Here is a 12,223-nt window from a genome sequence, read left to right on the forward strand (position 1 = left end):
ACCATCACAAAAATCAACCATTTTGTGACCTGCATCACGGTTATTAAACCCCCAGTGCTGCTGGTTTGTTAAAAAAAGCCATGATAAATCCGCACGTTACAGGCTTATAAATTCCAGTAAATGTTTATAAAATTTTTTGAGCGGGCAGGAAGAGAATGAGTGAAAACGTATCCGGCAAAGAGAGCCGTGGATTATCGCCTGCGGCGCTGCTGGTGGCCGGTGCTTTCTTTATGGAGTTTCTGGACGGGACGGTGATTGCCACCGCGCTGCCGGATATGGCAAAAAGCTTCGGCGTACAGGCGGTGGATCTGAATATCGGCATCAGCGCCTATCTGATCACCCTGGCCGTGCTAATCCCCGCCAGCGGCTGGATCGCCGACCGCTTCGGCGCGCGAAAAGTGTTTGCCCTCGCGCTGGCGATCTTCACGCTGGCCTCGGTATTGTGCGGCCTGTCCACCACGCTCGATCAGTTCGTCGCGATGCGCGTCCTCCAGGGCATGGGTGGCGCGCTGATGGTGCCCGTGGGTCGCCTGGCAGTATTGCGCACCACGCCAAAACATCAGCTCATCACGGCAATCGCCACCCTGACGTGGCCTGCGCTGGTCGCGCCGATCATCGGCCCGCCGCTGGGTGGGTTCATTACCAGTTATGCCGACTGGCGCTGGATCTTCTTTATTAACGTGCCGCTGGGGATAATCGCCATTTTGCTGGCACTGCGCATCATTCCAGACCTGCATGAAGATACGCGCCGACCGTTTGATTTACCGGGTTTTGTTGTCACCACCCTTGCCATGGTGAGCCTGGTTTATGCGATGGAGTTGATGGGCGCAGAGCCTCTGCGAACAGGATTAACCGCCACGCTGTTTATCGTCGGTGTCGTCGCCTTAAGCCTGGCGCTGCGTCACTTTAAGCGGGCAACCTGGCCGATGATCAGGCTCGATGCGATGCAGGTGCCGACGTTTCGCGTCACCCTGTACGGCGGATCGCTGTTTCGCGCCTCCATCAGCGCGGTTCCGTTCCTGTTACCGCTGACGTTCCAGGTCGGCTTTGGCATGGACGCGTTCCATTCTGGCCTGCTGGTGCTGGCGGTTTTCGTTGGCAATCTCACCATTAAACCGGCGACGACGCCGCTGATCCGCAGCCTGGGGTTTAAGCGGCTGTTGCTGATTAACGGTGCGTTGAATGTCCTGGCGTTGCTGGCCTGCGCGTTTCTTACGCCGCAGACGCCCGCGTGGCTCATCATGCTGATCCTTTATCTGGGCGGCGTTTTCCGTTCGATTCAGTTTACAGCCATCAGTACGTTGGCTTTTGCGAATGTGCCATCGGCGCAGATGAGCTATGCCAATACCCTGTTTTCAACCGCAACGCAGCTTGCCGTGGGGCTTGGGATCACGCTCGGGGCGATTGGTATTCGTATCGGGGAAAAAGTCAGTGAGGCGATGGGGATTGCCGGTATGCCGGGAATGAGCTTCCGGCTGGCATTTGTGGCAATCGCGCTGATCTGCCTGGTGGGAATGGTTGACACGCTGCGTCTGACTAAAGATGCGGGCAGCGCGGTCTCATCGAAAAAGTAACGCTATCTGCCGGGCAGGCAACGCACCGCCCGGCAAAGTTAATCAGCCAACAATACCGCGCACGAAGGCTTCAATCTCTTTGTCCTGGCAGTTCTCGAAGAAGCACTGCTGGAAGCGCTGGCCTGATACGGCGGTTTTAACCAGCTCAGGATCGATTGCTCGCAGGGTATCCAGATAGTTTTCTTTCACCACCGCCGCTTTCACCTGGTTCAGGATCCCGGCGTTACGCACCTGCGGCTCTTTACGCTCTGGTGGATAGCCTTCGCCATTGCGTCCGGTAAACGCTTTCTCAAAGATAAAGCGTACGTTCAGTTCTGCCCCCCAGCCGAAGCCCTTCGCAAACGGCAGAGAAAGCGCGTTACCGTTGTTGATTTGCGCAAACAGGAAAGCATCCGCAGGATCGATGCAGTAACCGCAAATCACACCCGGATGGATGTTCAGGGACATCAGCGCGCCCTGCCCGGTACCGCAGCCGGTAACAACAAAATCAACGGCTTTAGCGTTAAGCAGAATGCTCGCCATGATGCCCAGGTGAATATAGGTGAGATGATGATCGTTCTCATCACTCATACCGACGTTATAGACCGGAAAACCTTTCTCATCAGCAACGGCTTTCAGCTCATTAAGGATGATGGGATTCTTAGCGGCCTGGCTGTTTTCCATCATCAGTGCAATTTTCATCTTGTCTCTCCTGAATGCATGGCGGGCGATCCCGCTGTGGATACCTTTTCAACTTAACCTTACTATCAAACAAACGCACTTTCAAATTAAGTGAAAACTTGTTTTAATAAACAAAGATGCGCTCACAATTTCGCGCGGTGGCCCGGCTCGTTGCACAGTGAGAGGGCAGATCCTCCGGCTATTCCAGCCATTGCGTACCATCGCGTTGGTTACAATGGCGTATTTCCCGTCACGCAGAGTGAACCATGAAACGTGTAATCATAGCCGGAACGATCCTGTTGCTCGCCGGGTGCAGTATCAACCGTCAGGCAGAAGTCAGCAGTACTGATGCCCCAAACGGAATTGTGCGCCTCGACTATGGCCAGGCCATGCTGCAAAACGCCTGGTCTGATGAGTATGTTAATAACGGTACGGCAACCAAAGCCTGTCAACATATGGGCTACGCCACTGCGTCAGCCTACGGGCAGCCAATTAAAACCTGCACCCTGATCAGCGGTTCACTCTGTCTGAACGAAATTGTGACCATTCAGTATAAATGTCAGGGATATGCTGTTACCTCTTCCAGCCAGAATCCGTGGTATTAACCGCTACTGCCAGTCACGCTGGCAGTTTATTTAATAAGAACTAAAACAATTCTCATTAATAAATATAAATGGCGGCAATGCGTTTTATTCCCATTCGTATTTTTAATAAAGAAATATTTATTTTACTTTTTGCAAATAATTAAATAACAAATTATAGTGTCGCTCATCGTGAACCAGAATTAATAAACCGGAGCTGCACCATGTTAAAAACTGAAATGATCGACAAGCTCAATGCGCAAATGAATCTTGAGCTTTTTTCTTCCCTGCTTTATCAGCAGATGAGCGCCTGGTGCAGCTATCACAGCTTTGAAGGGGCGGCCGCCTTCCTGCGTCGTCATGCCCAGGAAGAGATGACGCACATGCAGCGTCTGTTTGATTACCTGACGGACACCGGCAGCCTGCCGCGCATTGATAACGTGGCATCGCCTTTTGCCGAATACGGCTCTCTTGATGAACTGTTCCGCGCCACCTATGAGCATGAACAGCTGATCACCCAGAAAATTAATGAACTGGCTCATGCCGCCATGACCAGCCAGGATTATCCAACCTTTAATTTCCTTCAGTGGTATGTGGCTGAACAGCACGAAGAAGAGAAGCTGTTTAAATCCGTGCTGGATAAATTATCTCTGGCAGGTAAATCCGGGGAAGGTCTGTACTTCATTGATAAAGAGCTGTCGACGCTCGATACCCAGAATTAACAGAAAAGCGGTGCTGAGTTTTCTGCACCGCATTATTTAATGGCGGCAAATTTTACTTTCGTGAGTGGAAAATCCGTCTGCTGCCGGAATGAATTTTCCGCGCGCCGCCAGAAACGCCACAAGCTCCGCGGCCGTCATCTCCGAAGCTGAACAGGTATGGAAACGCGCCGCTTCGCCAAAGCGGGCATGTATCGCCTCAACCAGACTCTCCTCCGTATAGCGCTCACCTGACTCAATCATCATATTCAGCACGTCGTGTCCGTGAATTGACATGGTTACCTCTCGCAAATAAAAAGCAGACTAAACGTTCCCTCCACGGCACGCTTTGCGCTGGCTCAGGTTACCCTTTTCTTTTTGTAAATTAATTATTACACCCTATGTAACGATGATTTGACGAGATGGTGCTTTTCCCTTACTCTGCGCCGCAGAATGAGTCGCGGTATGGAAGCGTTGTAGAGGAAAGCGTGAAGAACAGAACTCTGGGAAGTATTTTTATCGTCGCCGGAACGACAATTGGCGCAGGAATGTTGGCCATGCCGTTGGCTGCCGCCAGCGTCGGGTTTGGGGTTACCGTAGTGCTGCTGGGCGGTCTGTGGGCCCTGATGTGTTACACCGCGCTATTATTGCTGGAGGTTTATCAGCATGTCCCTGCCGATACTGGCTTAGGCTCCCTGGCTGCACGCTATCTTGGACGCTACGGGCAGTGGATCACCGGTTTCAGCATGATGTTCCTGATGTACGCCCTGACTGCCGCTTACATCAGCGGCGCCGGGGAGTTGATTGCGTCAAGTATCAATGACGGCTTCGGTGCGTCGCTTTCACCGGAAACAGGCGCCATTGTCTTTACGCTGATCGGTGGCGGCGTAGTTTGCGCGGGCACATCGCTGGTCGATCTGTTTAACCGTTTTTTGTTCAGCGCCAAAATTCTCTTCCTGATTGTGATGCTGGTGCTGCTGGCACCGCATGTGCACAAGGTTAACCTGCTCTCCCTCCCGCTGGAGAAAGGTCTGGCGCTTTCGGCCATCCCGGTTATTTTCACCTCCTTCGGTTTTCACGGCAGCGTGCCGAGCATTGTGAGCTATATGAACGGTGATATTCGCAAGCTGCGCCGCGTCTTTGTTATCGGCAGCGCCATTCCGTTGATTGCTTACCTGTTCTGGCAGCTGGTGACGCTGGGCAGTATTGATTCCAATACCTTTATCGGCCTGATGGCAGAGCATTCTGGTCTGAATGGATTCCTGGTTGCCCTGCGTAACGTGGTGGCCTCTTCACACGTAGAGCTGGCGGTACATCTGTTTGCAGACCTGGCGCTGGCAACGTCCTTCCTCGGCGTGGCGCTTGGCCTGTTTGACTATATGGCGGATCTGTTCCAGCGTCGCAATACCGCTGCGGGACGCTTACAGACGGGGGCGATGACCTTCCTGCCGCCGCTGACCTTCGCGCTCTTTTACCCGCGCGGGTTTGTGATGGCGCTGGGGTATGCTGGCGTGGCGTTATCGATTCTGGCCCTGCTGCTGCCTTCCCTGCTGGCGTGGAAGAGCCGCCAGCAACATCCGCAGCAGGGGTATCGCGTAGCGGGCGGTACGCCAATGCTGTGCGCGGTGTTTGGTTGTGGGGTGGTGATTATTCTGGTGCAGATTTTGATTGCAGCGGGGATGCTGCCGGAAGTGGGATAACTTATTTATACAGGTCCTGAGGTACTGTTCCGTTCACCTTAAGATCAACAGAATATAATTTTTTCACAGCATGTGAACGGGATAAGGGGGCCGCCGCGGCCCCCTTATCAATCCCCGCGGCCCCGCGGAAAATCGGTGCTTCGCACTGCGCTCACTTCCCGACCATCTGCCTGCGGTCGGCTCAACTCGACATCCTGTCTCGATTCGCCTCTGGCCGCCATCCATGGCGTCCAGCCCTTGTCATCTGGTCTCCGGTTCGCCGATTTTAGCGGGGACTCAACACCCGTGCCCCATTCAGGCTACAGTAATTAATGATTTAATGCAGGCAGCAGCTTTTAAACTTCTTCCCACTCCCGCACGGGCACGGATCGTTACGCCCCACCTTCGACCCGTTCACGATCGGCTTTTTCGCTTCCGGCTGCTGCGGGTTAGCCACCCAGTAGTTATACAAACGCAGCGCCGCAGGCTGAATGCTTTCGATGCTGGCCATGTACTCCTCTTCGGTCAGCGCATCCAGCTTCTCGCTGTTGTCTTCCGTCCCGTGCAGGGCAATCACCGCCAGGTCCGCTTCCAGCGCTTCCGGCAGGGATGACCAGTCCGTCAGCGCCACGCCGCGCATGTAGCCATAGCACCACTCTTCCACCACGGTATAGCTCTGACCGTCAACGTCGTTATAGCCAAACAGCGGTTCAAACTGATCCGGGTATTCGCTCAAACGCTCGGCAATATCGTTCATGTGCTTAAAGCAGAGATCGATAAAACGGTTCATCTCACGATCGTTTTTCCAGCGCGGAATATATTTCTCACCACCCCAGACCGCCACCAGCCAGGTGTCGGGCTCCACCACAACGGGACCGGAAAGTACTGCGGTAAGCATGCCGTCCAGTTCGGACACGTCAATCACGGATGCATCGTCGTGACCGTAAGAGATTAATGTCTCTTCCAGCCACGCCATCTCGCTTTCATTTAATGGGCCTTCAGCCATTGCTGATACTCCTGATAAAAAAAACGATCCTGACATATATCGCCGCGCGTGCCTATCTGAAGTTTAGGTCTTTATTGCTGCAAAAACGTGCAAATCGTGACCGTTGCACAACTTATGGGCTTTGTTGTTAAGGAGATGTGATCTCCGCTGTAAATTCATCTCATCCCGCAAAGGCGCATAAAACGGCGCTCTATACTCAACGTGTTGTGACCCGGTCAAGGGATTAACCATTCTGGCAACCTTTTTGCTTAATGTTCTGCGCGCTTCGCGGTGCGTGGGATCCTCGCCGTATTAAGCATGAGATTGCTTCTAAAGTGCATTTTGTTCTCGCTCTTGTTTTTGGATTTACGATGCCATCAGGCGTTCGGGTTTATACCTGGTGCAAAAACCTCTTTGCTAAGGAACATAATAATGTCGCTGAAATTTACCAAAACTCCCCTCTCCCTGGTGCTGGCCGGTTGTCTGGTGACGGCCTTTTCCGCGCAGGCTGATATCGTCATCGGCGTGGCCGGGCCGTTCACAGGCCCGAACGCAACCTACGGCGATCAATACTGGCATGGCGCTACGCAGGCGGCGGAAGACATTAACGCCGCCGGCGGGATCAACGGTGAGAAAATCAAACTGGTTCAGGGCGACGACGCCTGCGAGCCCAAACAGGCCGTCGCCGTTGCCAACCGCTTAGTCGATCAGGATAAGGTGAAAGCGGTCGTCGGCCACTTCTGCTCCTCGTCGACCATGCCCGCCTCCGAGGTCTACAGCGATGCAGGGATCCTCTCCATCACCCCCGGCTCAACGAACCCGCTTATTACCGAACGTGGCATGAGCGATATATTTCGCATGTGCGGACGTGACGACCAGCAGGGCCAGGTCGCCAGCGATTTCATTCTTGATAAGCTGAAAGCCAAACGGGTGGTCATCATCCACGATAAAGACACCTACGGCCAGGGGCTGGCGGACGCCACTAAGGCGGCGCTGGCGAAACGCGGCGTGAAGGAGGTGATGTACGAAGGGTTATCCCGCGGGGAGAAAGACTTTAACGCGCTGGTGACCAAAATTGGCGCACAAAAACCGGACGTGGTGTTCTTCGGAGGCTGTCACCCGGAAGCGGGCCCGCTGGTTCGCCAGATGCGTGAACAGGGCGTGCAGGCGAAGTTCTTCTCGGGAGACTGTATCGTCAATGAAGAGATGGTCACCGCCGCCGGTGGGGCGCAATACACCAACGGTATTTACATGACCTTCGGTAAAGATCCGCGCCTGATCCCGGACGGAAAAGCCGTCATCGAGAAATTCCGCACCGGTAAATTTGAACCTGAAGGATACACCCTCTACGCCTACGCGTCTGTGCAGGCTATCGCGGCGGCATTCAAGGCCACGAAAGGGACGGATTCCGCAAAAGCCAGCGAGTGGCTGAAGGCCAACCCTGTCGACACGGTAATGGGTAAAAAAGCCTGGGACAGCAAAGGTGACCTCAAAGTCTCTGACTACGTGGTCTATCAGTGGGATGACAAAGGCAAATATAAAGAAGTGCCATAACGGGACGGAATCTGCTCAGCGCCGGCAGGTCTGACTGTCGGCGTAACCCTTTATTCAGGTGCGCGACCATGAGTACATTCTTCCTGCAACAATTAATTAATGGCTTAACGCTGGGTTCGGTCTACGGCCTTATCGCCATCGGCTACACCATGGTGTACGGCATCATCGGTATGATCAATTTCGCCCACGGCGAAGTGTATATGATCTCCGCCTATCTCTCGGCCATTGGCCTGGCCCTGCTGGCGTTTTTTGGACTCCACTCCTTTCCGCTGCTGATCCTGGGGACGCTGGTTTTCACCATCGTGATCACCGGCGTTTATGGCTGGACGATTGAGCGCATCGCCTATAAGCCGCTGCGCAACTCGACGCGTCTGGCACCGCTGATTTCGGCCATCGGGATGTCGTTGATACTGCAAAACTACGTCCAGCTCAGCCAGGGCCCGCGCCAGCAGGGCGTGCCCACCATGCTTGATGGCGTGCTGCGTTTTCACCTCGGCGAAGGGTTTGTCCAGATAACCTATACCAAAGTCTTTATTCTCATCGCCTCGTTCGCGGGCATGCTGGTGCTGACCTGGATTATCAACCGTACCCGCTTAGGACGCATGTGCCGTGCGGTACAGCAGGATCGTAAGATGGCCTCCATCCTGGGTATCAACACCGACAGAATTATTTCGCTGGTGTTTGTTATCGGCGCAGCCATGGCCGGGCTGGCGGGCGTGCTAATCACCATGAATTACGGCACCTTTGATTTTTACGTCGGGTTTGTTATCGGCATCAAGGCCTTTACGGCGGCGGTGCTGGGCGGCATCGGCTCTCTGCCCGGTGCGATGCTTGGCGGGCTGATTCTGGGCGTCGCAGAAGCGCAATTCTCCGGGATGGTGAACTCGGATTATAAAGACGTGTTCTCGTTTGGATTGCTGGTCTTAATTCTGATCTTTCGTCCTCAGGGGCTGCTGGGCCGCCCTGTCGTGGCTAAAGTGTAAGGAACAACGCGATGACCTCTGACGGTTTTTCCCTGAAGCGCTGCATTCTGGACTCGATTTTTTCCGGAATGATCGCCCTGATTATTTTCGGCCCGATTGCGGGCGTGATACTGGATGGTTACAGCTTTACCTTTGACGGCCAGCGGCTGGCGTGGATTGTAGGCACGGTGATGGTGGGACGCTTTTTACTGAGCGCCTTTTCAGCTACGGCGGCCGGAAGACGTTTACAGGCACGGTTTGAATCCGACAATGCGGGGGTGTATGTCCGGCCGCCGGCGTATAAAAGCCGCATGCGCTGGATCATTCCGCTGATTGTCACGCTGGCGATCTGCTTCCCGTTTGTGGCCACTAAATACGTTCTGACGGTTGCCATTCTCGGACTGATCTACGTCCTGCTCGGTCTTGGACTGAACATTGTTGTTGGCCTGGCAGGGCTGCTGGATCTGGGTTATGTCGCCTTCTATGCCATCGGCGCTTACGGGCTGGCGCTCGGGTATCAGTATCTGGGGCTTGGGTTCTGGAGCATGCTGCCGCTGGCGGCGCTAATGGCCGCGGGCGCGGGCGCCCTGCTCGGCTTTCCGGTGCTGCGCATGCACGGGGATTATCTCGCCATCGTCACGCTCGGGTTTGGCGAGATCATCCGCCTGGTGCTGAACAACTGGCTCACCTTCACCGGCGGGCCTAACGGCGTTTCAGCCCCTGCCCCGACCTTTTTTGGCCTGGAGTTTGGCCGACGCGCCAAAGAAGGCGGCGTCCCCTTCCACGAGTTCTTCGGCCTGACCTATAACCCCAACTTGAAGTTTATCTTCATCTATGCGGTGCTGTTCCTGGTAGTCATGCTGGTGCTGTACATTAAACACCGGCTGACCCGAATGCCCATTGGACGGGCGTGGGAAGCGCTCCGTGAGGATGAGATTGCCTGCCGTTCAATGGGGCTGAATCACGTTCTGGTCAAACTCTCGGCCTTCACCCTGGGCGCATCGACGGCAGGTATCGCCGGGGTGTTTTTTGCCACCTACCAGGGATTTGTTAACCCGACCTCTTTCACCTTTTTTGAATCGGCCCTGATCCTCGCCATTGTGGTCCTGGGCGGGATGGGCTCCACCGTCGGCGTCGTACTGGCCGCCTTTGTGCTGACCGTCACGCCGGAACTGCTGCGCAGCTTTGCGGAATATCGCGTGCTGCTGTTTGGCATGCTGATGGTGGTGATGATGATCTGGCGTCCTCGCGGTCTGATCCGCATCAACCGCAGCGGATTTGCCGTGCGTAAAGGAGTGGCGCCATGAACGCAACGATTTTACGTGTAGAACATCTGATGATGCACTTCGGCGGGATCAAGGCCTTAAACGACGTCAATCTTGAGGTGCAGCGCGGCTCCATTACCGCACTCATTGGGCCTAACGGCGCGGGAAAAACGACCGTCTTTAACTGCCTGACCGGTTTCTACCGGGCCTCCGGCGGCAACATTCTGTTCAATGCACGAAATAAAACCACCAATGTCATTCAGGTGCTCGGCCAGAAATTCCAGCCGGGCGACTGGCTCAACCCGGCGCAGCTTGGTCAACGCCTGTTCTATAAGATGTTTGGCGGCACGCATCTGGTGAACCGCGCGGGTCTTGCGCGCACGTTTCAGAACATCCGCCTGTTCCGCGAGATGTCCGTTGTGGAAAACCTGCTGGTGGCACAGCACATGCGCGTCAACCGCAATCTGCTGGCGGGGGTGCTGAACACCCCTGCGTATCGTCGCTCAGAGAACGATGCGCTGGACCGGGCGTTTTACTGGCTGGAGGTGGTGGATCTGGTGGATTGCGCGAACCGTCTGGCCGGGGAAATGTCCTATGGCCAGCAACGACGCCTCGAAATCGCCCGCGCCATGTGTACCGGCCCGGAGATGATTTGTCTCGATGAACCTGCTGCCGGCCTGAACCCGGTGGAAACGCACAAGCTGAGTGAGATCATCCGGTTCCTGCGCGACCACCATGACATCACGGTTTTGCTGATCGAGCATGATATGGGGATGGTGATGGGCATTTCAGATGACATCATTGTGCTCGATCATGGCGATGTGATTGCCAGAGGTAAACCAGCTGAGATCCAGCACAATGAAAAAGTGATTGCCGCGTATCTGGGCACCGACGAAAGCGAGGTAAATCTGTGAGCGAACCGATGCTTCAGTTTCAGGATGTGGATGTTTTCTACGGGGTGATCCAGGCGTTGAAGCAGGTTTCGCTTGAGGTTAACAAAGGGGAAACCGTGGCCCTGATTGGCGCTAACGGCGCGGGGAAGTCAACATTACTGATGTCTGTCTTTGGTCAGCCCCGGATCCGCAACGGGCAGATCCTCTTCTGCGGCGAGGATATCAGCCACAAATCCACCCACTATGTTGCCACCGGCGGCATCGCGCAGGCACCTGAGGGACGACGCATTTTCCCGGATATGTCTGTAGAAGAGAACCTGCTGATGGGGACAATCCCCGTCGGCAATCAGCATGCAGCGGAAGATATGCAAAGCATGTTCGACCTCTTCCCCCGCCTCAAGGAGCGACGTAACCAGCGGGCGATGACGCTCTCCGGCGGTGAACAGCAGATGCTGGCTATCGCCCGCGCGCTGATGAGCCGTCCTAAACTTCTGCTGCTGGATGAACCCAGCCTCGGCCTCGCGCCAATCGTGGTTAAACAGATTTTCCAGACGCTGCGCGAACTGGCCCGTAACGGAATGACGATTTTTCTGGTCGAGCAGAATGCGCACCACGCGCTGAAGTTGTCCGACCGCGGCTATGTGATGGTTAACGGGCAGATTCGGTTAAGCGGCAGCGGCGAGGCGTTGCTGAAGGATCCGGAGGTGAGGAAGGCGTATCTGGGTGGCGTGTGAAACGAAAAGGCTATAGTGAGAAAAACTCACAGTGATTGCGATTATTAATCGTTTTTCAAAAACGCACGCCTTCCAATATTATCCTCTCGACCTACCCTGACGGTGGGCCAATTAAAACATTCAGGCGCAAACTGAATAGTCATAATGAGAGGAACCGGGGCAAACATGACACTTGATGCTTTATTTCAGTTAATGAAAATTATATCGCCATCTGAAATTCCATCAGATGGCGATTTAGCGAATTTTATGACCCTGCTTATCTCCACCAAAAATCATTCTGACGCCCTGTTACCGTTTTCGCAGCGCGCGTATATGCTTTCAGTTGCCTATCGCGATCCCCAAAAAGCAGCTGCGTTGCTTTCATCCTGTCAGCCCGAAGCAGGCAACCCTCTCCCGCTGCTCAACTTCTCTGGCTGGCCGGACGTGCGTTACGCCACTTCTGGTGAATTACAGACGCCCGAGTCTAAGGACTATTTTCACAAGATTTCGTCTGCCGCCACGCTATTACGTGCGGCAATCATTGACGCTGAGCAACAGAAAAACACGCCAGCATTTTATATTCTGGATAAGGTGCTCAACCTGAACAGCGCTTTGCCAGAACGTTATAAAAAGATGGCAAATATATCTTATTCATAACG

Annotated in this window: 13 protein-coding genes; 10 read left to right on the forward strand and 3 right to left on the reverse strand. The window is 54.4% G+C overall.

Features of this window, described 5'->3' with window-relative positions; all coding sequences use genetic code 11:
• Window positions 1–155: 155 nt before the first annotated feature.
• The gene (locus tag ACQG0T_RS13700) at window positions 156–1,574 is read left to right on the forward strand and encodes an MFS transporter (RefSeq protein ID WP_426723797.1); all 1,419 of its coding nucleotides are present in this window, start codon (window positions 156–158) and stop codon (window positions 1,572–1,574) included.
• A 42-nt stretch (window positions 1,575–1,616) separates the two neighbouring features.
• Here ACQG0T_RS13700 and ACQG0T_RS13705 read toward each other — a convergent pair whose 3' ends face one another.
• Window positions 1,617–2,255 (reverse strand): RpiB/LacA/LacB family sugar-phosphate isomerase, encoded by a 639-nt coding sequence (locus ACQG0T_RS13705; RefSeq protein WP_003859680.1) that lies wholly within the window; start codon window positions 2,253–2,255, stop codon window positions 1,617–1,619.
• A gap of 245 nt (window positions 2,256–2,500) precedes the next feature.
• On the opposite strand from ACQG0T_RS13705, the gene yecR reads away from it, so the two are divergent.
• Entirely contained in the window at window positions 2,501–2,839 is a 339-nt protein-coding gene (gene yecR / locus ACQG0T_RS13710; RefSeq protein WP_271040316.1) for a YecR family lipoprotein, read from the forward strand.
• Between the two features lie 200 nt (window positions 2,840–3,039).
• Window positions 3,040–3,537 carry a non-heme ferritin gene (gene ftnA / locus ACQG0T_RS13715; protein WP_003859676.1) on the forward strand — a complete coding sequence of 166 codons (498 nt, stop codon included), beginning with the start codon at window positions 3,040–3,042 and terminating at the stop codon, window positions 3,535–3,537.
• Window positions 3,538–3,573: 36 nt separating this feature from the next.
• Here ftnA and ACQG0T_RS13720 read toward each other — a convergent pair whose 3' ends face one another.
• On the reverse strand, window positions 3,574–3,810 hold the full coding sequence (locus ACQG0T_RS13720; RefSeq protein WP_003859673.1) for a YecH family metal-binding protein: 237 nt from the start codon (window positions 3,808–3,810) through the stop codon (window positions 3,574–3,576).
• Between the two features lie 191 nt (window positions 3,811–4,001).
• Here ACQG0T_RS13720 and tyrP point away from each other — a divergent pair, with 191 nt between their 5' ends.
• Window positions 4,002–5,213: a tyrosine transporter TyrP gene (gene tyrP, locus ACQG0T_RS13725; RefSeq protein ID WP_271040317.1), complete on the forward strand. Its 1,212-nt coding sequence runs from the start codon at window positions 4,002–4,004 to the stop codon at window positions 5,211–5,213.
• Window positions 5,214–5,529: 316 nt separating this feature from the next.
• On the opposite strand, the gene ACQG0T_RS13730 is transcribed toward tyrP, so the two are convergent.
• On the reverse strand, window positions 5,530–6,198 hold the full coding sequence (locus tag ACQG0T_RS13730; RefSeq protein ID WP_049012706.1) for a YecA family protein: 669 nt from the start codon (window positions 6,196–6,198) through the stop codon (window positions 5,530–5,532).
• A 411-nt stretch (window positions 6,199–6,609) separates the two neighbouring features.
• On the opposite strand from ACQG0T_RS13730, the gene ACQG0T_RS13735 reads away from it, so the two are divergent.
• The 6 genes from ACQG0T_RS13735 (at window position 6,610) to ACQG0T_RS13760 (ending at window position 12,221) form a co-directional block, all read left to right on the forward strand.
• Window positions 6,610–7,731, forward strand: coding sequence for a branched-chain amino acid ABC transporter substrate-binding protein (locus ACQG0T_RS13735; RefSeq protein ID WP_003859669.1), 1,122 nt, complete (start codon window positions 6,610–6,612; stop codon window positions 7,729–7,731).
• Window positions 7,732–7,799: 68 nt separating this feature from the next.
• Window positions 7,800–8,714, forward strand: a complete 915-nt coding sequence (locus ACQG0T_RS13740) for an ABC transporter permease subunit (protein WP_017693224.1) — start codon at window positions 7,800–7,802, stop codon at window positions 8,712–8,714.
• Between the two features lie 11 nt (window positions 8,715–8,725).
• Entirely contained in the window at window positions 8,726–10,000 is a 1,275-nt protein-coding gene (livM, locus tag ACQG0T_RS13745; protein ID WP_015570245.1) for a high-affinity branched-chain amino acid ABC transporter permease LivM, read from the forward strand.
• A complete protein-coding gene (locus ACQG0T_RS13750) occupies window positions 9,997–10,872 on the forward strand; it encodes an ABC transporter ATP-binding protein (RefSeq protein ID WP_015570244.1) in 876 nt (291 codons plus the stop codon). The genes livM and ACQG0T_RS13750 overlap by 4 nt, the downstream gene beginning before the upstream one ends.
• Window positions 10,869–11,585: an ABC transporter ATP-binding protein gene (locus tag ACQG0T_RS13755; protein WP_017384431.1), complete on the forward strand. Its 717-nt coding sequence runs from the start codon at window positions 10,869–10,871 to the stop codon at window positions 11,583–11,585. The genes ACQG0T_RS13750 and ACQG0T_RS13755 overlap by 4 nt, the downstream gene beginning before the upstream one ends.
• 165 nt (window positions 11,586–11,750) lie before the next feature.
• A complete protein-coding gene (locus tag ACQG0T_RS13760) occupies window positions 11,751–12,221 on the forward strand; it encodes a hypothetical protein (protein ID WP_045348696.1) in 471 nt (156 codons plus the stop codon).
• Window positions 12,222–12,223: the final 2 nt, after the last annotated feature.

It is taken from the genome of Enterobacter cloacae complex sp. 302F9, from assembly GCF_050030335.1.
In the GTDB taxonomy this organism is placed as follows: Bacteria; Pseudomonadota; Gammaproteobacteria; order Enterobacterales; family Enterobacteriaceae; genus Enterobacter; species Enterobacter hormaechei_C.